The following is a 23,492-nucleotide window of genomic DNA, read 5'->3' as shown; positions in this document are numbered from 1 at the left end:
AGGTGAAATACCCGCGCCCCAGCGCGACTCGGAGTGTCAGGATGGACTGATGACCGCCGCCTACGACCCGACCACGCCCCCGGCCCCGACCGCCGCCCCCGGTGCTCCCGAAGCCGTGGGCATCCCCCAGGTCATCGACCGCCGCGAGGGCCCCTACGGCGAGGTCGTACTGCGGCGGCACGGACAGTTGTGGCAGATCATCGCCAACGGGTGCTTCCTGATGGACACTTCGGACGGCCGCTCCGAACGCCTGCTGGTCGACGCCGCACTCGATGCTCTGGGCGGACTCGGGAAGGACGGGCTCGAGAAGGGCGGACTCGACACCGGCACCCCCGCTCACCTCGGACCCAGCCTCCTCCTCGGCGGCCTCGGCGTGGGCTTCTCGCTCGCCCGCGCCGCCGGACAACCCCACTGGAAACGCATCACCGTTGTCGAACGCGAACGAGCGATCATCGACTGGCACCGGACCGGACCCCTCCGCGAGGTGTCCGGACCGGCCCTGACGGACCCCCGTGTCGAGATCGTCGAGGCCGATCTGGTCGACCACGTCAATGAGATTTACGCCACATACGACACACTCTGTCTCGACATCGACAACGGCCCCGACTGGACGGTCACGGAGGACAACGCCAACCTTTACGCACCGGCCGGACTCGCCGCCTGCGCAAGGGCGTTGGTGCCTGGTGGAGTGCTTGCCGTATGGTCCGCGAAGCCCTCACCGGAATTCGAGGGAAGGCTACGGAATGCCGGGTTCCGTCAGGTGCGTACCAAAGAGATCCCGGTTGCCCGAGGCGTTCCCGACGTTGTGCACCTCGCGGTCAGACCTGGATAGCCGAGCGGTGCGAACTGCCCGTACTCTGCTGACGCACGCGGATCATTCAAGCGTCAAGCGCAGTCATGGAATCACCCCACGGATTCCGGAAAGCACACCTCAGGGGCGGCCGATCGATGGAGCAGACACACACCACCCACAACGGCACCGCGGCGACGCCCGGAGCGCAGCGCCGTGTGCTGGTGGTCGAGGACGACCCGACGATCGTCGACGCAATCGCCGCCCGGTTGCGCGCGGAAGGGTTCCTGGTCCAGACGGCGATGGACGGCCCCGCCGCCGTGGACACCGCGGAGGCCTGGCAGCCCGACCTGCTGATCCTCGACATCATGCTGCCGGGCTTCGACGGACTGGAGGTCTGCCGTCGGGTCCAGGCCCAGCGCCCCGTTCCGGTGATGATGCTGACGGCCCGCGACGACGAGACGGACATGCTGGTCGGCCTCGGCGTGGGCGCCGACGACTACATGACGAAGCCTTTCTCCATGCGTGAACTGGCCGCCCGCGTACACGTCCTGCTGCGCCGCGTGGAGCGCGCGGCGCTCGCCGCGGCGACCCCGCGCTCGGGAATCCTGCGCCTGGGCGAGCTGGAGATCGACCACGCGCAGCGCCGGGTGCGGGTGCGCAGCGAGGACGTGCATCTGACGCCCACCGAGTTCGATCTCCTGGTCTGCCTCGCCAACACCCCGCGTGCGGTACTCTCCCGCGAGCAGTTGCTCGCCGAGGTGTGGGACTGGGCGGACGCGTCCGGGACGCGGACCGTGGACAGCCACATCAAGGCGCTGCGCCGGAAGATCGGTGCGGAGCGTATCCGTACGGTGCACGGCGTCGGCTACGCGCTGGAGACCCCGACTCCCTGAGCCGGGGCAGGCCTTCGACCCGGCTCCGTGCCGGGGCGGCGGAGCCGGCCGAGCACCAGGGGTTCGCGTGTCACGACGGCGAGCAGGGCTGGAGAACCACGGCTCGGTGCCGTCGCAGCGGTGAGCCGGGCGGCAGCGCCCGGTTTCGATCGCCCAGCGGCAGGCCGGGCCGCAGACCCGGTTCGGTGCCGTGACGGCGGCGGAGCCGGGACGGCAGATCCCGGCTCCCCGAGGAGCCGGGCTTCCCATGGGGGCTGATGTCATGAGCGGTGCGGTCGGGCCGGCGTCACGCAGGAACCCCGGAGCCAGGGACGCCGGAGCCAACCCCGGATCCAGGAACGGCGGGTCGTCCTGGGGCGGACTGCGTCCGTTCTCCATCAAGACCAAGCTGGGCGCCCTGGTCGTGATCTCGGTACTGATCACCACCGGCCTGCTGCTGATCGCGGTGCGCACGGAGACCGAACTGCGCTTCATCACGGTCTTCTCGATGATCGCGACCCTGCTGATCACCCAGTTCGTGGCGCACTCGCTGACCCACCCACTGGACGAGATGAACGCCGTCGCCCGGTCCATCTCGCACGGCGACTACACCCGCCGGGTACGCGAGAACCGCCGCGACGAACTGGGCGACCTCGCCCACACGATCAACCTCATGGCCGACGAGCTGGAGGCCCAGGACCGCCAGCGCAAGGAGCTGGTGGCGAACGTCTCGCACGAGCTGCGCACCCCCATCGCGGGCCTGCGCGCGGTCCTGGAGAACATCGTCGACGGCATCTCGGCCGCCGACCCCGAGACCATGCGCATCGCCCTGAAGCAGACCGAGCGCCTCGGCCGGCTGGTGGAGACGCTGCTGGACCTCTCCCGCCTCGACAACGGCGTCGTTCCGCTGAAGAAGCGCCGCTTCGAGGTGTGGCCGTATCTCTCGGGCGTCCTGAAGGAGGCGAACATGGTCGCCTCGGCGCGGGCCGGCATCGCGTCCGGCTCCGGCAGCCACACCCGTACCGACGTCCATCTGCACCTGGACGTCTCACCGCCCGAGCTGACCGCTTTGGCGGACCCCGAGCGCATCCACCAGGTGGTCGCCAACCTCATCGACAACGCGGTCAAGCACAGTCCCCCGCACGGCCGGGTCACGGTGAAGGCCCGGCGCGGTACGGCGCCCGAGTCGCTGGACCTCGAGGTCCTGGACGAGGGCCCCGGCATCCCGGAGTCGGAGCGGCACCGGGTCTTCGAGCGCTTCAACCGCGGTGGCGTGAGCGCCCCGCACGGCCCGGGCAGCGACGGCGGCACGGGACTGGGGCTGGCCATCGCCCGCTGGGCGGTCGATCTGCATGGTGGCCGGATCGGTGTGGCCGAATCGATACAGGGTTGCCGGATCCAGGTCACCCTTCCGGGAGAGACGCAGCGGCAAAGTTGACGTAAGGTTCGAATCGTAAGCACAAGATCGACGTACGAACGGGCAGCGGGACACGTGTCATCGAGCCCGCATCGAGTACGCGTGTGCTCGGGCCGCGCCCCCGCGTCAGGTCGACGGATGCATTTCGGAGCGAAACCCCGCTTGTTTCCCGCCATTTCCACCGCCGAAACACTCAGTTAGATGTGACTTACACGACGATGAGTGGCCCGGCCTGCACCTCTCGGCCACGTAGGCGTAGCCTTTATTCCCGCTGTCCATCACCTTGTGAAGCGGAAGAGGGCGGTTGCCGCCGTGTCGCCACAGTCCCCCAGTAACTCGAGCATCTCGACCGACGACCAAGCCGGGAAGAACCCCGCTGCCGCGTTCGGTCCCAACGAGTGGCTCGTCGACGAGATCTATCAGCAGTACCTCCAGGACCCGAATTCGGTAGACCGCGCCTGGTGGGACTTCTTCGCCGACTACAAGCCGGGGGCGCCCGCCGCCTCGGCTCCGGCGGGTACTGCGGCCGCGGGGGCCGCAGCGACCACCACCACTGCCCCGGCCGCGCCCACCGCACCGGCACCCGCGAAGCCCTCCGCCCCGGCACCTGCTCCGGCGGCCCCCAAGCCCGCCGCTGCCGCCCCGGCCCCGGCCGCGAAGCCCGCCGCCACGAAGCCGGCCGCCGCGCCCGCAAAGCCGAAGGCCGCGCCCGCAACCGAGGCCAAGGAAGGCCCGGAGTACGTGACGCTGCGCGGCCCGTCCGCCGCGGTCGCGAAGAACATGAACGCCTCGCTGGAGCTGCCCACGGCCACCTCCGTGCGCGCGGTCCCGGTGAAGCTGCTGTTCGACAACCGCATCGTCATCAACAACCACCTGAAGCGGGCCCGGGGCGGGAAGATCTCCTTCACCCACCTCATCGGCTACGCGATGGTGCAGGCCATCAAGGCCATGCCGTCGATGAACTGGCACTACGCCGAGAAGGACGGCAAGCCGACGCTGGTCAAGCCGGAGCACATCAACTTCGGCCTGGCGATCGACCTGGTGAAGCCGAACGGCGACCGCCAGCTCGTGGTGGCCGGCATCAAGAAGGCCGAGACGCTGAACTTCTTCGAGTTCTGGCAGGCCTACGAGGACATCGTCCGCCGCGCCCGCGACGGCAAGCTGACGATGGAGGACTTCACCGGCGTCACGGTCTCCCTGACCAACCCCGGCGGCCTCGGCACCGTGCACTCCGTGCCCCGTCTGATGCCCGGCCAGTCCGTGATCATGGGCGTCGGTTCCATGGACTACCCGGCGGAGTTCCAGGGCACCTCCCAGGACACCCTGAACAAGCTCGGCATCTCGAAGGTCATGACCCTGACGTCGACCTACGACCACCGGGTCATCCAGGGCGCCGCCTCCGGCGAGTTCCTGCGCATCGTCGCGAACATGCTGCTCGGCGAGAACGGCTTCTACGACGAGATCTTCGAGGCCCTGCGCATCCCCTACGAGCCGGTCCGCTGGCTCAAGGACATCGACGCCAGCCACGACGACGACGTCACCAAGGCCGCCCGCGTCTTCGAGCTGATCCACTCCTACCGGGTCCGCGGCCACGTCATGGCCGACACCGACCCGCTGGAGTACCGCCAGCGCAAGCACCCCGACCTGGACATCACCGAGCACGGCCTCACCCTGTGGGACCTTGAGCGCGAGTTCGCGGTCGGCGGCTTCGCCGGCAAGTCCCTGATGAAGCTGCGCGACATCCTCGGCGTGCTGCGCGACTCGTACTGCCGTACCACCGGCATCGAGTTCATGCACATCCAGGACCCCAAGCAGCGCAAGTGGATCCAGGACCGCATCGAGCGCTCGCACTCCAAGCCGGAGCGTGAGGAGCAGCTGCGCATCCTGCGCCGGCTGAACGCGGCGGAGGCCTTCGAGACCTTCCTGCAGACGAAGTACGTCGGCCAGAAGCGCTTCTCCCTGGAGGGCGGCGAGTCCGTCATCCCGCTGCTCGACGCGGTGATCGACTCCGCGGCCGAGTCCCGTCTGGACGAGGTCGTCATCGGCATGGCCCACCGTGGCCGGCTGAACGTCCTCGCCAACATCGTCGGCAAGTCGTACGCGCAGATCTTCCGCGAGTTCGAGGGCAACCTCGACCCGAAGTCGATGCACGGCTCCGGCGACGTGAAGTACCACCTGGGCGCCGAGGGCGTCTTCACGGGCCTGGACGGCGAGCAGATCAAGGTCTCGCTCACCGCCAACCCCTCGCACCTCGAGGCGGTGGACCCGGTCCTGGAGGGCGTCGCCCGCGCCAAGCAGGACATCATCAACAAGGGCGGCACGGACTTCACCGTCCTGCCGGTGGCCCTGCACGGCGACGCGGCCTTCGCGGGCCAGGGCGTGGTGGCCGAGACCCTGAACATGTCGCAGCTGCGCGGCTACCGCACCGGCGGCACGGTCCACGTGGTCATCAACAACCAGGTCGGCTTCACCGCCGCACCGGAGTCCTCCCGGTCCTCGATGTACGCCACGGACGTGGCCCGCATGATCGAGGCCCCGATCTTCCACGTGAACGGCGACGACCCCGAGGCGGTCGTCCGGGTCGCCCGTCTGGCCTTCGAGTTCCGCCAGGCGTTCAACAAGGACGTGGTGATCGACCTCATCTGCTACCGCCGCCGCGGTCACAACGAGTCGGACAACCCGGCCTTCACCCAGCCGCTGATGTACGACCTGATCGACAAGAAGCGCTCGGTGCGCAAGCTCTACACCGAGTCCCTGATCGGTCGTGGCGACATCACCCTGGAAGAGGCCGAGCAGGCCCTCCAGGACTACCAGGGCCAGCTGGAGAAGGTCTTCACGGAGGTCCGCGAGGCCACCTCGCAGCCGGCGCCCGGCGAGTCCTACGACCCGCAGGACGGCTTCCCGGTCCCGGTGAACACCGCCGTCTCCACGGAGGTCGTCAAGCGGATCGCCGAGTCCCAGGTCAACATCCCCGACACCATCACCGTGCACCCGCGGCTGCTGCCGCAGCTGCAGCGCCGTGCGTCGATGGTCGAGGACGGCACGATCGACTGGGGCATGGGCGAGACCCTCGCCATCGGCTCCCTGCTGCTGGAGGGCGTCCCGGTCCGGCTGTCCGGCCAGGACTCCCGCCGCGGCACGTTCGGCCAGCGCCACGCGGTGCTGATCGACCGCGAGACCGGCGCCGACTACACCCCGCTGCTGTACCTGTCGGAGGACCAGGCACGCTACAACGTCTACGACTCGCTGCTCTCCGAGTACGCGGCGATGGGCTTCGAGTACGGCTACTCGCTGGCTCGTCCGGAGTCGCTGGTGATGTGGGAGGCCCAGTTCGGCGACTTCGTCAACGGCGCCCAGACGGTCGTGGACGAGTTCATCTCCTCCGCCGAGCAGAAGTGGGGCCAGACGAGCGGTGTGACGCTGCTCCTCCCCCACGGCTACGAGGGCCAGGGACCGGACCACTCGTCCGCGCGTCCCGAGCGGTTCCTGCAGCTCTGCGCGCAGAACAACATGACGGTCGCGATGCCGACCCTGCCGTCGAACTACTTCCACCTCCTCAGGTGGCAGGTGCACAACCCGCACCACAAGCCGCTGGTGGTCTTCACCCCGAAGTCGATGCTGCGCCTGAAGGCGGCGGCCTCGAAGGCGGAGGAGTTCACGACGGGCCAGTTCCGCCCGGTCATCGGCGACTCGTCGGTGGACCCGGCCGCGGTCCGCAAGGTCGTCTTCACGGCGGGCAAGGTCTACTACGACCTCGACGCCGAGCGTCAGAAGCGCGGCATCACGGACACGGCGATCATCCGCCTCGAGCGGCTGTACCCGCTGCCGGGCGCGGAGCTCCAGGCCGAGATCCGCAAGTACCCGAACGCGGAGAAGTACCTGTGGGCCCAGGAGGAGCCGGCGAACCAGGGTGCCTGGCCGTTCATCGCCCTCAACCTGATCGACCACCTGGATCTGGCGGTCGGCGCGGACGTCCCTCACGGGGAGCGTCTGCGGCGCATCTCCCGCCCGCACTCGTCGTCCCCCGCGGTGGGTTCGGCGAAGCGGCACCAGGCCGAGCAGGAGCAGCTGGTGCGCGAGGTGTTCGAGGCGTGACCCGCTGACGACACCTGAACCTGGGGCCGGCCCCACCACCGTCGAGGTGGTGGGGCCGGCTCTTTGTCCGCGGCACGGCGCATAACCTTGAGGGGTACGTCCGACACGTCCGACCACCGGGGCCGTCCCGGTCCGTCCCAGGAGAGCAGCCGTGTACTTCACCGACCGTGGCATCGAGGAGCTGGAGAAGCGGCGCGGCGAAGAAGAGATCACCTTCGAGTGGCTCGCCGAGCAGCTGCGCACCTTCGTCGACCTGAACCCCGACTTCGAGGTGCCGGTGGAGCGGCTGGCGACCTGGCTGGCGCGGCTGGACGACGAGGACGACGACGAGTAGGGGCAGACGGGGACGACGCGCAGCGGCAGGCAGCGTCAGGTCGATCACCACGCCCGCCGCCGGGCAGGGCAGGCACTCCGGCGCGGTCGGCGGGAGCGGCGGGGGTAGCGGGGTCGCTGGGGTCGGTCTCGGTCAGTCCCGGGGGCGCGCGAGAGCGTACGAGAGCCCGAGCGCACCGTGCGCCGCGAGGAGCGCCCCCGCCGTGAACCAGCCGCCGTCGCGGTGCCGTGCGCCCCATACGGCGAGCGGGAGCCCGACGGCCAGCTCGACGACGGCCAGCGTCTGCGCCTCGGTCCGCCGCGTCCAGTGCGGCCACAGCCCCCGGCCGGTACCGGCCCTTGCGGGCACGTCGTCGCGGTCGGCCGACTGGGGCACGTCGTCGCGGTCGGCCGACTCGGGCACGTCGTCACGATCGGCCGACTCGGGCACGTCGTCACGATCGGCCGACTCACTGGTGCGCTCGCCGGCGGGCTCGTCTTTCCGTTCGCCGCGCCGTTCGCCGTGCCGTCCGCCGTGCCGTTCAGTGATCCGCTCGGTTTTCCGCTCGCCGGCGCGCTCGCCGATCGGTTCCGTGGTTCGCTCGCCGATCGGTTCGGTGGTTCCCTCGGTGATCGGCTCGGTGGTGCGCCGGGCCCCGGCCAACGCGAGCGCGACCTCGCGGAGGCGCTCTGCGGACTCACCCGGAGTGAGCCCGCCGGGCAGTGCCACTCCCGCACGCTCGAGGACGGCCAGCAGCCCGAGCAGCCGCTTCCGGGCGTCCACGTCGACGTCCCCTTTGGTCAGCGCGTCCAGGGCCTGTACATCGAGTACGGGATCCAGGCCCAGACGGCCCGCGAAGGTGCGCATCGCCTCGTCCTCGCCCAACGGCGTGCCGCCCGCGAGCCACTCGTAGCCGACGGGGCGGCGGAAGCCCGAGGCCAGGGTGTAGCCGCTGTGGTCGGGCTCCCACCACAGGGCCAGCACGGGCCAGCCCCCGGCGACGGCCAGGGCGGAGGCCCACCCGCTGAGCACCCGCTCGACCGGCTCCCCCTCGGGTGACCAGGGTGTCGCTTCCGGTACGAGCACACTCCACCCGTCGCCCGCCGCGACGACGAGCATGGGCTCCCGCAGGAGCCGGGCGACGGGGGCGACTGCCGTCGGGTCGGCCCGGCACAGCAGCAACGCCCCGGGAGCGGCTCCGGGAGCGGCCCTGAGGCGGGACGCAGCGAATGGCATGGTTTTACGCTAGGGCAATTTGTGCCGTTTTGACTGGCGTATACGAGGGATGAGCGGCACATCCTCGCCGTCGGGCCCACCCGAAGGAGTGCCTTGACTTTCCCTTTCCGCGATATATCGTGTGTAGAGAAGACGCGATATGGCGCGTCACGCGGCAGGCAGGGTTCGAGGAGGTCAGTGCCATGTCAGAGTGGTCCGTCGCAGAGCCCAAGAAGCTCGTCGTCGACGCCCCCGTGACGGAGCTCCACGTACGCATCGTCAACGGAACGGTCAACGTCGTGGGCACCGAAGGGGTTTCCGCCAGGCTCCAGGTCTCGGAGATCGAGGGCCCGCCCCTGGTGGTGACCCACGAGGGCGGCACCCTGACGGTGTCCTACGAGGACCTGCCCTGGCCCGGGATGCTGAAGTGGCTGGACCGCAAAGGTCGGCGGCGCCACGTGGTGGTCTCCCTGGCCGTCCCCGCCGACACGAGCGTGGAGGTGGGCATGCTCGGCGCCGGCGCGATGGTGTCGGGGATCGAGGGCCGGACCCAGGTCAAGGGGGTCAACGGGGACACCACCCTGGTCGGCCTCTCCGGCCCGGTCCGCGTGGAGACGGTGTCCGGAAACCTGGAAGCACAGGCCGTCACGGGGGACCTCCGGTTCAGCTCGGTCTCCGGGGACCTGACCGTCGTGGAGGGCGCGGGTTCCTCCGTGAAGGCCGAATCGGTGAGCGGCTCGATGATCGTGGACCTGGACCCGGCTGGCCGGCCCACGGACATCAGCCTGGCGAACGTCTCCGGCGAGATCGCCATCCGTCTGCCCCACCCGGCGGACGCGGAGGTGGAGGCGAACACCGCGAGCGGGGCGGTCTCCAGCGCATTCGAGGACCTGAGGGTGACCGGCCAGTGGGGCGCGAAGAAGATCACGGGCCGCCTGGGCGCGGGCAACGGCAAGCTCAAGGCTACGACGGCGTCCGGCTCGATCGCCCTGCTACGGAGGCCCCCCACGAAGGAGGAACCCTGGGACGGGGGTGCGGAGCGGCCCACCGAGAAGCCTGCAAGCCCGGGACCAGCCGATTCAATACCCGGCGGCGCGATGCCGCATGATGCCAGGACGCAGAACGCGGGGCCGGAAGAGGCCGTATCGGGGGGCGAGGCGCAGCACGGCAGCAGCGCCGGGAACGACACGGCGAGCACCACCGCCCCGCGGGACGCGGCGACCGATTCGAAGGACTCGACCGAGGCCCCGACCGACAAGAAGGTGCTCTGACATGCCCCCCGTCTTCGCACACGGACGACTGCGGCTGTATCTGCTGAAGCTGCTGGACGAGGCACCACGCCATGGGTACGAGGTGATCCGGCTGCTGGAGGAGCGCTTCCAGGGCCTGTACGCACCGTCGGCGGGCACCGTGTACCCGCGGCTGGCGAAGCTGGAGGCCGAGGGGCTGGTCACCCACACCACCGAGGGCGGCCGCAAGGTGTACGCGATCACCGACGCGGGCCGTGCCGAACTGGCCGACCGCAGTGGCGAACTGGCCGATCTGGAGCTGGAGATCCGTGAGTCGGTGGCTGAGCTCGCGGCGGAGATCCGCGCGGACGTCCGGGGGGCGGCCGGGGACCTGCGCCGCGAGATGCGGGCCGCGGCCAGCGAGGCCCGCCGCGGCTCGGCCGACGCCAAGGGGCAGGGCGGCGAGGGGCCGTTCGGCGAGTGGGGCGAGTTCGGTGACAAGGAGGCCTGGCGTGCCGCGAAGGAAGAGATGCGCCGCGCCAAGCAGGAGTGGAAGGAACAGGCCCGGCGGGCGAAGGACGAGAGCCGGCGGGCGCGCGAGGAGGCTCAGCGGGCACGCCGACAGGCCAAGGAGGCACAGGAACGGGCACGGACACAGGCGCAGGAGGAGGTCCAGCGCATCGCGAAGCACGTCCAGGAGACCGTGCAGGACCACTTCGCACGGGGCGACTGGCCCACCGGGGTACGCGAGGGCCTCACCGAACTGGCCAAGGAGTTCGGCGACTTCGGCAAGGACATGGGCAGGAACCTCGGCAAGGACTTCGGCTTCGGCCGGACGTCGGAGCCGGCCCCGGAGTACACGGCGACCCGTGACGACTTCCCGGCGGACTACGAGCCGGCCTGGGCCCACGAGGACCCCACCGGTGACCCGGCCCGCGACCTGGACCGCCTCCTGGACCGCTTCCGCGACGACATCCGTGACGCGGCCCGCGACCACGGCGTGACCGAGCCCCAGCTCCGGGAGGCCCGCCACCATCTGTCGACGGCGGCGGCCCACATCGGAGCACTGCTCCGAACGCCTCGAAGCTGAGGCCCGGGACAGCGGGTACAGCGGGTCGGGAAGGCACTTCACCCGGGGCAGAGCCCCGGGGACGGCACCGGACGGGCAGGGGCGAAGGGAACGAAGGCAGCACCTGAGCCCCACCCCCTCGGCCCGCTCTCCCGGGCCCTCAGCCCCACCCTCTCCGCCCCCCTCGCCCTCCGAGGCCCTCAGCCCCAGCCCCTCGGCCCCGCTCGCCACCTCTGCCCGCTTCCCCAGCCTCTCCGTCCGCCATCCCCAGTCCTCAGTCTCCGAGCCACACCCCCTCGGCTTACGGCCCCGGCCCCGCCCTTCGGCCCTCGCCCCAGCCCCGCCCCTCGCCCCAGCCCCGCCCCTCGCCCCTCGCCCCTCGCCCAAACCCTCGGCTTACGGCCCCCAATCCCGCCCTCGGGCCCTCGGGCCCTCAGCCCGCCTTCGCCTCGCCCCCGCCGTACAGCACCCGCCGCACCGACTCATAGGTCACGCCGTGGTCGGCCAGGACTTCGGCCGGGACGCCGGGCCGGGCCGTGATGGCCAGGAGGAGGTGTTCGTCGCCGATGGAGCGGTCACGGTTCGCCAGGGCGATGCGCAGGGAATCCGTCAGGAGGTCCTTGGCACCCCGAGTGAAGGGCCGGTGGCCGGACCGCCGGACCAGGCCCCGGCGTCGGCCCGTGCCGCCACCACCGGTTCCGGAGCGCTCGGCCTTCAACGCCCCCTGCCCGTGTGCCTCTTCGACCCGGGACACGATCTCCGAGAGGTCGATCCCCAGCCCGGAGAGGGCGTCCGCGTCGGCGCGGGACAGTCCCCCACGGCGGCGGGCCTCCGCGAGCGCCCGCTCCACCGACCCGCGCCGGGCGGGGAGCCCGAGCGAGGTCAGCGCGAAGGAGCCCCGACTGCCCTTGCGGTCGAGCAGGGCGAGGAGGAGGTGCGTCTCCTCGACGGTTTCCGCGCCGGCCCGTTTCGCGTGCACCACGGCCTCGGTGACCACGGCGCGCGCGTCCTTGGTGAATCGCTCGAACATCACTGCCTCCCGTACTTCTTGTGCACGGCCTGCCTGCTCACACCGAGCTCCGCGGCGATCTCCTGCCACGACCAGCCCTGGTTGCGAGCACTGCGCACCTGCACGGCTTCGAGTTGCTCCAGCAGCCGCCGCAGAGCGGAGACGGCCCGCAGGCCGACCCGCGGATCGCGGTCGCCCGCTCGCTCGGCGAGATCCGTTGCTTCGGTCATGACGTCAACTTACGTTGACACTCCCGATCCGTCAACCCGAGTTGACAAGCGGCGTCAGAAAGACCCGTGGCGACGTGAGAAAGACCCGTGGCGGACTCGGAAGACCGAGCCCGCCACAGGGAGACATACAGCAGCCTTGAGTGACTAGGCCGGCGTCAGCACGATCTTCCCGAACTGGCCGCCCGAGGCCATCCGTTCGAAGCCTTCGCGGGCGCGGTCCAGCGGAAGGACCTCGTCGATGACGGGCCGCACACCGGTCGTGGCGCAGAAGGCGAGCAGATCCTCCAGTTCGTCCTTCGTGCCCATGGTGGAACCGACGATCCTGAGCTCCAGGAAGAAGATCCGGGTGAGTTCGGCGTGCGAGGGACGGTCGCCGCTGGTCGCGCCGGAGATGACCAGGGTCCCTCCGGGGCGCAGGGACTTGATGGAGTGCGACCAGGTGGCCGCGCCGACCGTCTCGATGACCGCGTCCACCCGCTGCGGCAGCCGTGCCCCCGGCTCCACCGCGTCCACCGCACCGAGTTCGACGGCCCGCTTGCGCTTGGCCTCGTCGCGGCTGGTGGCGTAGACGCGCAGCCCCGCCGCTTTGCCGAGGACGATGGCGGCCGTGGCCACCCCGCCGCCGGCGCCCTGCACGAGAACCGCGTCGCCGGGGCGTACACCGGCGTTGGTGAAGAGCATCCGGTACGCCGTCAGCCAGGCGGTGGGCAGACAGGCGGCCTCCTCGAAGGAGAGGCCCGCGGGCTTGGGCAGGAGGTTCCAGGTCGGCACGGACACCTGTTCGGCGAAGGTGCCCTGGTAGCGCTCGGTGAGGATGGAGCGGGGCTCGCGGGGGCCCACGCCGTGGCCGGTCTGGCCGATGACGGAGTGGAGGACGACCTCGTTGCCGTCCTCGTCGATCCCGGCGGCGTCACAGCCGAGGATCATCGGGAGTTTGTCCTCGCCGAGGCCGACACCGCGCAGCGACCACAGGTCGTGGTGGTTGAGCGAGGCGGCCTTGACGTTCACGGTCGTCCAGCCCGGGCGGGCCTCGGGCGCAGGGCGTTCCCCCAGTTCGAGGCCGCTGAGCGGCTGGTCGCGGTCGATGCGGGCGGCGTAGGCAGCGAACATGGCCCCGACGATAGGGGGCCCAGTTGATCAGCGGAATGGGACGTGCCTGTGACACACGTCCCCCGCGCCCCTGAGGGGCGCGGGGCTGTGCCGTTGGGCGGCTCGGCCGCGTGGGCGCGAACAGCCGGCGACAATCCGCAGTCGCTCACGAGCCGAGCGCCCCGAAAAGCACGGCGAAAAAGCCGGCCTCCGGGGCGAGCACCGACGCCTCGCGACGGCACCACACGACGGCGCCACGCAGCCCACCCAACGCGGCGCACAACCAACACGCCGCGCGACGCGGCCGCACGGCCCGCGGTGACGCCGGGCGAAGCGGCGTGCACCGACGCCGGACGACGTGGCGCGCGCCGAGGCCGAGCGACGTGGCGTGCGGCTAACGCCGCGCGACACCCTCCGCACGCGCCGCCGCAGCGACCGCGGCCGTGACGGCGGGAGCGACTCGCTCGTCGAACGGTGAGGGGATCACGTAGTCCGCGGCGAGGTCGTCCCCGACGACCCCGGCCAGCGCCTCGGCCGCGGCGATCTTCATCCCCTCCGTGATCCGCGAGGCCCGCACCTGCAGCGCCCCCGCGAAGATCCCGGGGAAGGCCAGCACGTTGTTGATCTGGTTGGGGAAGTCGGAGCGCCCGGTGGCGACGACCGCCGCGTACTGGTGGGCGATGTCCGGGTGCACCTCGGGGTTCGGGTTGGCCATGGCGAACACGAACGCGCCCTCGGCCATCGACGCCACCGCCGGCTCCGGCACCGTACCGCCGGAGACCCCGATGAAGACGTCCGCGCCCTCCAGGGCAGCCTCCAGCGAGCCCGAGATGCCGGCCTTGTTGGTGAGCTCGGCCAGCTCCCGCTTCACCGGCGTGAGGTCGTCCCGGTCCGTCGAGACGATGCCCTTGCGGTCCGCGACCGCGACATCCCCGAGCCCGGCCTCCAGCAGGAACTTCGCGATGGCGACCCCGGCCGCGCCGGCACCCGAGATGACGGCCCGCAGATCGCCCAGGCCACGCCCGGTCAGCTTCGCGGCGTTGCGCAGCGCCGCCAGCGTCACCACGGCCGTGCCGTGCTGGTCGTCGTGGAAGACCGGGATGTCCAGCCGCTCCTGCAGCTTCCGCTCGATCTCGAAGCAGCGCGGTGCCGAGATGTCCTCCAGGTTGACGCCGCCGAAGGACGGCGCCATTCGGGCGACGGTCTCGACGATCTCGTCCACGCCGGTGCAGTCGAGCGCGATCGGGACCGCGTCGACCCCGCCGAACTGCTTGAAGAGGATCGCTTTGCCCTCCATGACCGGGAGGGAGGCCTCCGGCCCGATGTCACCGAGGCCGAGCACGGCCGTGCCGTCCGTCACGACGGCCACCACGGACGACTTCCATGTGTAGTCGTGGACGAGGTCCGGCTGGTCGGCGATGGCGCTGCACACTTTGGCGACACCGGGCGTGTAGGCCAGGGACAGGTCGTCCTTGCCGCGCAGCGGCACGGTGGCCTGCACGGCCATCTTGCCGCCCCGGTGCAGGGCGAATGCCGGGTCGAAGGAATCGAGGGGCTCCGCCCCGCCGTCCTGGTCCGTATTGCTGTCGCTGCGAGGATTGACGATCTCCGCTGCCACTTGTTTACCCCTTAAATCTTCAATAGTTGAGGGTGACCACTCCTGGTGAGGGGTGGGCGGGCACCGCGCGAGGCCCGGTAAGTGATACGTACGGGCGGCCTGGCGCGACGGGCGCGCCGCACACGCGCCCTGAGCCCCGGATGAGGGGTGTAAGGAACCTTCTTACCGGACAGAAGGGGCCCCCGACGAGTCGATGCCTCGAAGATCACACGAGGTCGGCCCGTAACGATGGCCGAAACGAGACCCCGTACGCCGAACGGTCGACGACCGTCCGTGCACGTCCGCCCAGGGAAGGACACCTCAGCGTCACCTCAAGGCCACCCAGAAGTCCCCCGAAGTCCACCCGAAAGACCCCTCGTGAGGCGTTCACGTCCCCCAGCAGTGGCCGAAGATCTTCCGGCCGGAGGGACCGATTCCCGCACAAGGTCCGGCGCTATCTACGGGCCTGAGGCGGTTCGGGTTCACCCGTTACCCGATTTTGACATCAACGGTCACCAGAATGCCCAAGTCCAAATGGCAAGATGCGGTAATCGAACGAGGTCGCGACACCCGACGGCGTGTGTTCTCGTGACCATAGGCAACTCCATCCATCCGCCGGAGGACCCACCATGACCGCCAGCACCACCCGCCGTACGACCGCCGCGCGCTCCCGGATAGCCGCGGTCGGCGCAATCGCGGTCGCGGGCACCCTGCTGCTCACCGGCTGCGGTGACCAGACCAAGGACAACGACTCGGGCGGCAGCACAACCACCGAATCGGCTCCGCTCGCCGATCAGCTCCCCAAGGCGATCCGGGACGCCGGTGTCATCAAGGTCGGCTCGGACATCGCCTACGCGCCCGTCGAGTTCAAGGACAGCTCCGGCAAGACGGTCGGTATCGACCCCGACCTCGCCGCCGCGATGGGCAAGCAGCTCGGGGTGAGGTTCGACTTCCAGAACGGAACCTTCGACACGCTGATCACCGGTCTGCGCTCCAAGCGCTATGACATCGCCATGTCCGCGATGACCGACACCAAGGACCGCCAGGAGGGCATCGACTCCGAGACGGGCAAGAAGGTCGGCGAGGGCGTCGACTTCGTCGACTACTTCACCGCCGGTGTCTCGATCTACACCAAGAAGGGCAACGACCAGGGCATCAAGAGCTGGTCCGACCTGTGCGGCAAGAAGATCGCGGTGCAGCGCGGCACGGTCTCCGAGGACCTCGCCAAGGCCGAGACCAAGAAGTGCACGGGCGGGAAGAAGATCACCATCGAGGCGTACGACAACGACCAGCAGGCCCAGACCCGGGTCCGCGCGGGCGGCGCCAACGCCGGCTCCTCGGACTTCCCGGTCGCCGCGTACGCCGTGAAGACCTCGGGCGGCGGCAACGACTTCCAGATCGTCGGCGAGCAGGTCGAGGCCGCCCCGTACGGCATCGCGGTGGCCAAGAACAACACCGAGCTGCGGGACGCCCTGAAGGCCGCGCTCGACGCGATCATCAAGAACGGCGAGTACAAGAAGATCATCGACAAGTGGGGTGTCCAGGACGGCGCGGTGCAGGAAGCCACCATCAACGGAGGCAAGTGACCGCGCGACCCGCGGCACTGGAAGGCAACACCCGTGACTGTTGACATCGACAAAACAGCCCCGGAGGACACGCCCCCGGCCGGACCGGAAGCCATCAAGGCCATTCCGGTCCGGCACTACGGGCGGTACATCTCCGCGGTCATCGCGCTCGGCCTGCTGGCCTCGATCATCTACGCCTTCGCACAGGGCAAGATCAACTGGAGCGCCGTCCCCGACTATTTCTTCGACGAGCGCATCCTCAAGGGCGTCGGCCAGACGCTCCTGCTCACGGTGCTGTCGATGGTGATCGGCATCGTCGGCGGCATCATCCTCGCCGTCATGCGGCTGTCGAAGAACCCTGTGACCTCGTCCATCGCCTGGTTCTACATCTGGTTCTTCCGGGGCACCCCGGTCCTGGTCCAGCTCGTCGTCTGGTTCAACCTGGGCCTGGTCTTCGAGTACATCAACCTCGGACCGATCTACAAGGACTACTGGTCCGACTTCATGACGCCGCTGCTGACGGCGCTGCTCGGCCTGGGCCTGAACGAGGCCGCGTACATGGCCGAGATCTGCCGTGCGGGTCTGCTCTCGGTCGACGAGGGCCAGACCGAGGCGGCGAACGCCCTCGGCATGAGCCACGGCAAGACCCTGCGCCGGATCGTGATCCCGCAGGCGATGCGGGTGATCGTGCCGCCCACGGGCAACGAGGTCATCAACATGCTGAAGACGACCTCGCTGGTGTCGGTGGTCCAGTACACCGAACTCTTCCGCTACGCCCAGGACATCGGTCAGACATCCGGCGCCCCGGTGGAGATGTACTTCCTCGCCGCCGCCTGGTACCTGATCATGACCTCGATCCTCAGCGTCGGCCAGTACTACATCGAGCGGTACTACGCGCGCGGTTCCAGCCGCAGCCTCCCCCCGACGCCGTTCCAGAAGATCAGGGCGAACGTCTTCTCCCTGTCGACCCGTAAGAAGGCCACGGCATGACCGAGAAGGTGAACTCCGGGGCGCGGCAGACGAGTTCCGGCGCCCCCATGGTCAAGGCCGAAGGCGTCCACAAGTCCTTCGGTCTGGTCGAGGTCCTCAAAGGCATCGACCTCGAGGTGAGGACCGGTGAGGTCTTCTGCCTCATCGGCCCCTCCGGCTCCGGCAAGTCGACCTTCCTGAGGTGCATCAACCACCTGGAGAAGATCAACGCCGGCCGGCTGTACGTCGACGGCGAACTGGTCGGCTACCGGCAGAAGGGCGACAAACTCTACGAGCTCAAGGACAGCGAGGTGTCCCTGAAGCGCCGGGACATCGGCATGGTGTTCCAGCGTTTCAACCTGTTCCCGCACATGACCGCCCTGGAGAACGTCATCGAGGCGCCGATCCAGGTCAAGGGCATCAACAGGGCCCAGGCGCGGGAGCGGGCGCACCAGCTCCTGGAGCGGGTGGGCCTCGCCGACAAGGCCGGCAGCTACCCCTCGCAGCTCTCCGGCGGACAGCAGCAGCGCGTGGCGATCGCCCGGGCGCTGGCGATGGACCCGAAGCTGATGCTCTTCGACGAGCCGACCTCGGCCCTCGACCCGGAGCTGGTCGGTGACGTCCTGGACGTCATGCGCGACCTCGCGGAGTCCGGCATGACGATGATCGTCGTCACCCACGAGATGGGCTTCGCCCGCGAGGTCGGCGACTCGCTGGTCTTCATGGACGGCGGGGTGGTGGTCGAATCCGGCAACCCCCGTGATGTTCTGACGAACCCTCAGCACCAGCGGACGCAGTCGTTCCTGTCCAAGGTGCTGTAGGCGGAGGATCACTCACGCAGTTGGGGGTCGGTGCTGAACGACCGACCCCGCATCGCGGATCCCACTGACGGAAACCGCACCGGAACGCCCGTCATCGACCTGTACCGGGCGGGCTGGAACGCTGAGAGCACGGCGGGCGAGTCCGCGTGGCACCTCGTGGTCGCGTCAGTCCGGCCACTTGTGGCCTGGCGAAGGAACCGGGTGAAGAACCGGGCGAAGAAGACCGCACCCGGACCGTCACGGCCGCCGTGTTCGGCGGCCTGTGGTCCGGGTGCGGACAGATGAGCGGTGCGACCCGCGAAACCGCGGGTCAGACGGCCTGGCCAAAGGTCAGGCCTTCTTGGTCTCCCAGAAGATCTTGTCGATCTGGGCGATGTAGTCGAGTGCCTTCTGCCCGGTCGCCGGGTCGGTGGACCCCTTGGCGGCGGAGAGTGCCTTGAGGGCGTCGTTGACCAGCTGGTGCAGCTCCGGGTACTTCTCGAAGTGCGGAGCCTTGAAGTAGTCACTCCACAGCACCGAAACGTGGTGCTTGGCGAGTTCGGCGCGCTGCTCCTTGATGACGGTGGCGCGCGCCTGGAAGTGCGGATCGTCGTTGGCGGCCATCTTCTCCTGTACGGCCTTCACCGACTCCGCCTCGATGCGGGCCTGGGCCGGGTCGTAAACGCCACAGGGCAGGTCGCAGTGGGCGCTGACGGTGACCTTTGGGGCAAACAGGCGGGAGAGCATGGAGCTGTCCTTCCTCGTGATCGTCTTCTCAGGTGGGACATTACTCCCTGCGGGAGGGGTTTTCGCGAGTGCCCCCATGGGCTTAGGACAAAAGTCCGGGGTCAGACTGAGACTGTGGAGGACGGAACCGGGGAGGTGCCGGTGATGCCGGAGCTGACGCAGGAGACCGAGCGCGGGAGGTGGGTCGTGCCGTTGGGAGCCGCCGAGGTGTCCGGCCCGTCGATGGTGCCGACGCTGCATCACGGAGATCTGCTGGTCGTGCACTACGGGGCCCGGATCGGGCCGGGTGACGTGGTGATTCTGCGCCATCCCTTCCAGCAGGACCTGCTGGTGGTCAAGCGCGCGGCCGAGCGGCGTGGGAGCGGCTGGTGGGTGCTCGGTGACAACGCGTACGCGGGCGGGGACAGCACGGACTACGGCACCGTCCCGGAGGACCTCGTCCTCGGGAAGGTGCGCTTCCGCTACCGGCCCCTCAAGCCGGGTCAGCGTTCGCCGTTGGCGCTCGCCCGCTGGCTGGTGTCGGCGGTGCGCCCGGTGTTCTCCGACCGATCGGCCTCGAGGCGCTTGCGGGCGCGGTAGGCGGCGACGTTGGCCCGGGTGGCACAGCGGTCCGAGCAGTAGCGCCGGGAGCGGTTGGTCGAGGTGTCGAGGTAGGCGTTGCGGCACGGCGCGGCCTCGCACAGACCGAGCCGGTCCACGCCGTACTCGGTGAGGTGGAAGGCGAGCCCCATCGCGGCGATGGCGGCGAAGCCGGCGGTCGCGTTCGACGGGTGGTCGGCGAGATGCATGTGCCACAGCGGGCGGCCGTCGTCGTCACGGAAGTCGTGACCGGCGATCTGAGGGCTGACCGGGAACTCCAGCAGGAGCGAGTTCAGCAGGTCCACGGCGAGCGTCTCGTCGCCGCCGTCCGCGGCTTCGAAGACCGCGCGCAGCCGGCCCCGTACGCCCCGGAAGCGGGTGACGTCGGCGTCCGTGGCGCGGCGGGCCGCGGTGGAGTTGCCGCCGAAGAGGTCGCGGACGGCCTCGACCGAGGTGAGCGTGTCCTTGCCCCGGACCGGTTCCTCGGTGTTGACGAGGCGCACGGCATAGTCCGAGTAATAGGCCAGTTCCACTTGTAGTCCTTACGAGGGCGCTCTATTGTCGTGGGTGCGATCAGGTAATGCCTGATCGCCGTTCCAGGGTATTACGCAATGGCGTGGTCACACGGTGGAGCAGGGAGGGTCGCGATGACGGAGCTGACGGGCACGACCGCGTCCGGGGCCGACTGGCAGGCCTGGCAGCGCAGCTGGGACCGGCAGCAGGAGTTGTACCTGCCGGACCGCGAGGAACGCTTCCGGGTGATGCTGGACATGGTCGAGGCCCTGGTGGGCACCGAACCACGCGTCCTGGACCTCGCGTGCGGTACGGGAAGTATCACGGCACGGCTCCTCCAACGGTTCCCCGGAGCCGTCAGCACGGGCGTCGACCTCGACCCCGCGCTGCTCGCCATCGCCGGGGGCACCTTCACCGGAGACGACCGGGTCACCCTCGTCACGGCGGACCTCAAGGACCCACGGTGGCCCGAGCGGCTGCCGTACGAGTCGTACGACGCCGTCCTGACGGCCACCGCCCTGCACTGGCTGCACACCGAACCCCTTGCGGTCCTCTACGGCCAGATCGCGGAACTCGTCCGCGCCGGCGGGGTCTTCATGAACGCGGACCACATGATCGACGAGTCGACGCCCCGGATCAACGCGGCCGAGAGGGCGCTGCGGCACGCGCGGATGGATCAGGCCAAGCGGGACGGCGTCCCCGACTGGTCCGAGTGGTGGGCGCTGGCCGCCCAGGACCCGGTCCTGGGGGAGCCCACGGCCAGCCGCTTCGAGATCTACGGCGAGCACGCCGATGGAGAGACCCCGTCCGTCGAGTGGCACACGCGCGTCCTGCGCGAGAAGGGGTTCGGGGAGGCCCGCCCGGTCTGGCGGTCACCGTCCGACGCCCTGGTACTCGCACTGAAGTGACGCCGTTCGGCCCGGACCTGTGGACGGTGACCGCTCCCATCAGGACGGACGGTCACCGCTCCGCTCAGGACGGAGGGATCTTCGCCGCGCTCAGGACAGTCGGTGACCGCCATCGACGAGGAAGGTCGGCTGCTGGTCACGCGGGTCGAGTTGTCCAGGCACCTGCCGCGCGACGACCGGCTGTTGTGTCAGTGGGGCGTGCCATGCTGGTGGCATGACGCTGGAGGACCTGGTGCGGTTGCGGCGGGCGCGGGACCGGATGGACCGGGAGTACGCGCTGCCGTTGGACGTGCCGGCGCTCGCGCGGACGGCGTTGATGTCGCCCGGCCACTTCGCGCGCAGTTTTCGCGCGGCCTTCGGGGAGACTCCGTACGGCTATCTGATGACGCGCCGCGTGGAGCGCGCGAAGGCGCTGCTGCGGCGGGGCGACCTGAGCGTGACGGAGGTGTGTCTGGCGGTGGGGTGCACCTCGCTGGGCTCGTTCAGTTCGCGCTTCACGGAGCTGGTCGGCGAGACGCCGAGCGCGTACCGGGCGCGCGACCACGAGGAGGTCGCGGCGATACCCCCGTGCGTGGCCCGCATGTACACCCGCCCCGTACGGAACCGGTGGGCGGACCGAGCCGATCGCGCCTAGCGTGAGGTCATGGACCTCAAACTGGCTCAGTGTTTCATCGCCGTCGACGACCATGACAAGGCGCTGGCGTTCTATCGCGACGTCCTCGGCCTCGAAGTCCGGGGCGACGTGGGCTTCGAGGGCATGCGCTGGGTGACGGTCGGATCGCCGCTGCAACCGGACGTGGAGATCGTCCTGGAGCCGCCCGCGGCCAGCCCGGACACTTCCCCGGCCGACCGCCGCGCCATTGCGGAGCTGCTCGCCAAGGGCCTGCTGCGGGGGGTCATCTTCACCACGGAGGACTGCGACGCGCTCTTCGCCCGAGTCCGGGAGGCCGGCGCGGACGTCCTCCAGGAGCCGATGGACCAGCCGTACGGCGTCCGCGACTGCGCCTTCCGGGACCCGGCGGGCAACCTGCTGCGCTTCATGGAGCGCGGGAAGAGCTGATGCCGCGGGCTTGGTGAGCGGCAACTGGCCTTCCACCACTGCCAGTTGGGCAAGTGCCGCCTCGGTCGTCGGAAGCGCCTCCTGGACGGCGTCCTCGGCCGCGTAAGGGGTCCTTTCACTATGAGCGTCCGATCAGGTCGCGTGGTCTGGTGCCGTGCATCGCAAGGCGCCGGAAGGTCCTCGTAGCGGGGCTACTAGGACCTTTTGGCAACGCGGCGATGGGGGTGCCCCCTGCTCGAGCGCAGCCGAGAGCTTGGGGGAGCGGTGCCAGACCACGCGACCCGGGCGGGCATAGTGAAAGGACCCGTAAGGGCTCGCCGATAAATAATTCGTCGGCGAGCATCGCTCCTGAGCTGCGGTGTCAAGACCTGGAGCACGCAAGTTATTTCCCGGCAAGCCCTAAGGCCTCAGATGTCGCCCGCGCCGTCCAGGACGGGCCGGATCACGATCGGGTACTCGGTGAGTCCCTGCGGACCGGGGCACTTGGTGATCCGCGCGGCGATCTCGGTGGCGCGCTCCAGGCTCGCGCAGTCCACGACCCAGTATCCGGCGAGCACCTCCTCCGTCTCGCCGTACGGCCCGTCGGTGATCACGGGGTTGCCGTCGTTGTCGGTGGTGACCCACCTCGCCTGCGCGGGCTCGGAGAGACCCTGGCCGTCGACCCATTCTCCGGACTCGGCGAGGTCGTCGTTGACGCCGCCCATGAAGGCGTACATCGCCTGCAGTTCCTCCTCGGTCCAGGCGGGGCTGGTCTCGGAGGCCTTGCCGCGCATGCCTTCGTAGTCGGCCTGCGTGCCCTGCAGCATGATCAGGTACTTCATGAGTCCGCTCCTTCGGCTCGGACCGCCCGTGGTGGACGGCTCTCACCTGAGACGTCGGAGCCGCCCCCGGCTTTTCCACACACCCGGCCGGATGGATGTCCGACGCGCGGGGCGGCGGACCTTCATCCGGGTTTGTCGGAGGCGGGCGCGGAGTTCCCGGGCGAGGACGGTTCGGCCTTGCCGGGCGGGGCGGGCTCGGTCCGCCCCCGCGGGCCGGGCTCGGTGACGCGGGCGGAGGAAGGGGCGGGGGTGTGCTCCGCCTGCTCCTCATAGGCCTCGCACCGCGGGTTCCGGCAGGGGCCGGGCCTCCAGACAGGGACGAACACGCCCAGCGTCTTGTGGCGCCGGAGGACTTTCGCGACGGGCTGCCCGCAGATCGGACAGACGGGTTCCTTGCTGTCCATGACACCAGAGTAGGGCGGTCAGCGCTTGCGCGCGCTCCTGCGTACGAGAACTCGGTTGTCCGGCCTCCGCGCCGGGCACGGCAAGCTGCCCGCGGAGCGCGGAGAGCGGCCCGCGGAGCGCCGCCGACGGCGGGAGGCGAGCGGCGGGCGGCGGGCGGCGGGGCGAGCCCGGCCCCGGCGATCCGGCCGCGCCCGGGT

General features: G+C 69.8%; 22 protein-coding genes and 1 pseudogene. 14 read left to right on the top strand and 9 right to left on the bottom strand.

Features of this window, described 5'->3' with window-relative positions; genetic code table 11:
• The first annotated feature begins 49 nt into the window (after positions 1-49).
• From EF387_RS38090 to EF387_RS38065, 5 genes are all read left to right on the top strand, one after another.
• On the top strand, positions 50-832 hold the full coding sequence (locus tag EF387_RS38090) for a spermidine synthase family protein (RefSeq protein ID WP_128381186.1): 783 nt from the start codon (positions 50-52) through the stop codon (positions 830-832).
• Between the two features lie 116 nt (positions 833-948).
• On the top strand, positions 949-1,686 hold the full coding sequence (locus EF387_RS38085; RefSeq protein ID WP_128381185.1) for a response regulator transcription factor: 738 nt from the start codon (positions 949-951) through the stop codon (positions 1,684-1,686).
• 262 nt (positions 1,687-1,948) lie between these two features.
• Positions 1,949-3,103, top strand: coding sequence for a HAMP domain-containing sensor histidine kinase (locus EF387_RS38080; RefSeq protein ID WP_128381238.1), 1,155 nt, complete (start codon positions 1,949-1,951; stop codon positions 3,101-3,103).
• A gap of 291 nt (positions 3,104-3,394) precedes the next feature.
• Positions 3,395-7,177 (top strand): multifunctional oxoglutarate decarboxylase/oxoglutarate dehydrogenase thiamine pyrophosphate-binding subunit/dihydrolipoyllysine-residue succinyltransferase subunit, encoded by a 3,783-nt coding sequence (locus EF387_RS38070; RefSeq protein WP_128381183.1) that lies wholly within the window; start codon positions 3,395-3,397, stop codon positions 7,175-7,177.
• A gap of 151 nt (positions 7,178-7,328) precedes the next feature.
• Positions 7,329-7,511, top strand: coding sequence for a DUF6104 family protein (locus EF387_RS38065; RefSeq protein ID WP_128381182.1), 183 nt, complete (start codon positions 7,329-7,331; stop codon positions 7,509-7,511).
• Positions 7,512-8,135: 624 nt separating this feature from the next.
• Here EF387_RS38065 and EF387_RS49515 read toward each other — a convergent pair.
• A pseudogene (locus tag EF387_RS49515) lies at positions 8,136-8,726 on the bottom strand (hypothetical protein); the annotation flags it as partial.
• Between the two features lie 182 nt (positions 8,727-8,908).
• Between EF387_RS49515 and EF387_RS38055 the strand changes: the two are divergent.
• Both EF387_RS38055 and EF387_RS38050 read left to right on the top strand, forming a co-directional pair.
• Positions 8,909-9,976, top strand: a complete 1,068-nt coding sequence (locus tag EF387_RS38055; RefSeq protein ID WP_128381181.1) for a DUF4097 family beta strand repeat-containing protein — start codon at positions 8,909-8,911, stop codon at positions 9,974-9,976.
• Between the two features lies 1 nt (position 9,977).
• Complete coding sequence (locus tag EF387_RS38050) at positions 9,978-11,024, top strand: PadR family transcriptional regulator (RefSeq protein WP_128381180.1); 1,047 nt, start codon at positions 9,978-9,980, stop codon at positions 11,022-11,024.
• A 412-nt stretch (positions 11,025-11,436) separates the two neighbouring features.
• Here the strand turns inward: EF387_RS38050 and EF387_RS38045 are convergent, their stop codons facing one another.
• The 4 genes from EF387_RS38045 to EF387_RS38030 all read right to left on the bottom strand — a co-directional run bounded on the left by EF387_RS38045 (position 11,437) and on the right by EF387_RS38030 (position 14,949).
• Positions 11,437-12,033, bottom strand: a complete 597-nt coding sequence (locus EF387_RS38045) for a Clp protease N-terminal domain-containing protein (RefSeq protein ID WP_128381179.1) — start codon at positions 12,031-12,033, stop codon at positions 11,437-11,439.
• Positions 12,033-12,242: a helix-turn-helix domain-containing protein gene (locus tag EF387_RS38040; RefSeq protein WP_121405930.1), complete on the bottom strand. Its 210-nt coding sequence runs from the start codon at positions 12,240-12,242 to the stop codon at positions 12,033-12,035. Before EF387_RS38040 ends, EF387_RS38045 begins: the two co-directional genes overlap by 1 nt.
• Before the next feature lie 144 nt (positions 12,243-12,386).
• A complete protein-coding gene (locus tag EF387_RS38035) occupies positions 12,387-13,352 on the bottom strand; it encodes a zinc-binding dehydrogenase (protein WP_128381178.1) in 966 nt (321 codons plus the stop codon).
• 373 nt (positions 13,353-13,725) lie between these two features.
• Entirely contained in the window at positions 13,726-14,949 is a 1,224-nt protein-coding gene (locus tag EF387_RS38030) for an NAD(P)-dependent malic enzyme (protein WP_128381177.1), read from the bottom strand.
• A 608-nt stretch (positions 14,950-15,557) separates the two neighbouring features.
• Between EF387_RS38030 and EF387_RS38025 the strand changes: the two genes are divergently transcribed.
• From EF387_RS38025 to EF387_RS38015, 3 genes are read left to right on the top strand one after another with little or no spacing between them, the layout of a single operon-like run.
• Positions 15,558-16,514: an ABC transporter substrate-binding protein gene (locus EF387_RS38025; RefSeq protein ID WP_128381176.1), complete on the top strand. Its 957-nt coding sequence runs from the start codon at positions 15,558-15,560 to the stop codon at positions 16,512-16,514.
• 33 nt (positions 16,515-16,547) lie between these two features.
• Positions 16,548-17,483: an amino acid ABC transporter permease gene (locus tag EF387_RS38020; protein WP_128381175.1), complete on the top strand. Its 936-nt coding sequence runs from the start codon at positions 16,548-16,550 to the stop codon at positions 17,481-17,483.
• Entirely contained in the window at positions 17,480-18,283 is an 804-nt protein-coding gene (locus EF387_RS38015; RefSeq protein WP_420802669.1) for an amino acid ABC transporter ATP-binding protein, read from the top strand. The genes EF387_RS38020 and EF387_RS38015 overlap by 4 nt, the downstream gene beginning before the upstream one ends.
• A gap of 330 nt (positions 18,284-18,613) precedes the next feature.
• Here EF387_RS38015 and sodN read toward each other — a convergent pair whose 3' ends face one another.
• Complete coding sequence (sodN, locus tag EF387_RS38005) at positions 18,614-19,009, bottom strand: superoxide dismutase, Ni (protein ID WP_128381173.1); 396 nt, start codon at positions 19,007-19,009, stop codon at positions 18,614-18,616.
• Positions 19,010-19,153: 144 nt separating this feature from the next.
• Between sodN and sodX the strand changes: the two genes are divergently transcribed.
• Positions 19,154-19,588 carry a nickel-type superoxide dismutase maturation protease gene (sodX, locus tag EF387_RS38000; RefSeq protein WP_162467282.1) on the top strand — a complete coding sequence of 145 codons (435 nt, stop codon included), beginning with the start codon at positions 19,154-19,156 and terminating at the stop codon, positions 19,586-19,588.
• Here the strand turns inward: sodX and EF387_RS37995 are convergent.
• On the bottom strand, positions 19,492-20,121 hold the full coding sequence (locus EF387_RS37995) for a CGNR zinc finger domain-containing protein (protein WP_128381172.1): 630 nt from the start codon (positions 20,119-20,121) through the stop codon (positions 19,492-19,494). The genes sodX and EF387_RS37995 overlap by 97 nt on opposite strands.
• 114 nt (positions 20,122-20,235) lie before the next feature.
• On the opposite strand from EF387_RS37995, the gene EF387_RS37990 reads away from it, so the two are divergent.
• The 3 genes from EF387_RS37990 to EF387_RS37980 all read left to right on the top strand — a co-directional run bounded on the left by EF387_RS37990 (position 20,236) and on the right by EF387_RS37980 (position 22,069).
• Positions 20,236-21,009, top strand: coding sequence for a class I SAM-dependent methyltransferase (locus EF387_RS37990; protein ID WP_162467280.1), 774 nt, complete (start codon positions 20,236-20,238; stop codon positions 21,007-21,009).
• A 214-nt stretch (positions 21,010-21,223) separates the two neighbouring features.
• The gene (locus EF387_RS37985; RefSeq protein WP_128381170.1) at positions 21,224-21,643 is read left to right on the top strand and encodes a helix-turn-helix transcriptional regulator; all 420 of its coding nucleotides are present in this window, start codon (positions 21,224-21,226) and stop codon (positions 21,641-21,643) included.
• 9 nt (positions 21,644-21,652) lie between these two features.
• Entirely contained in the window at positions 21,653-22,069 is a 417-nt protein-coding gene (locus tag EF387_RS37980) for a VOC family protein (RefSeq protein ID WP_128381169.1), read from the top strand.
• Positions 22,070-22,476: 407 nt separating this feature from the next.
• Here the strand turns inward: EF387_RS37980 and EF387_RS37975 are convergent, their stop codons facing one another.
• Positions 22,477-22,890 carry a YciI family protein gene (locus EF387_RS37975; protein WP_128381168.1) on the bottom strand — a complete coding sequence of 138 codons (414 nt, stop codon included), beginning with the start codon at positions 22,888-22,890 and terminating at the stop codon, positions 22,477-22,479.
• Positions 22,891-23,012: 122 nt separating this feature from the next.
• Positions 23,013-23,294, bottom strand: coding sequence for a hypothetical protein (locus EF387_RS37970; protein WP_128381167.1), 282 nt, complete (start codon positions 23,292-23,294; stop codon positions 23,013-23,015).
• Between the last annotated feature and the right edge of the window lie 198 nt (positions 23,295-23,492).

The sequence above is a fragment of the Streptomyces cavernae genome, assembly GCF_004023625.1.
Taxonomy (GTDB): domain Bacteria; phylum Actinomycetota; class Actinomycetes; order Streptomycetales; family Streptomycetaceae; genus Streptomyces; species Streptomyces cavernae.
The sequence above is the reverse complement of the archived record's forward strand: the minus strand, read 5'-3'. Positions and strand labels throughout refer to the sequence as shown.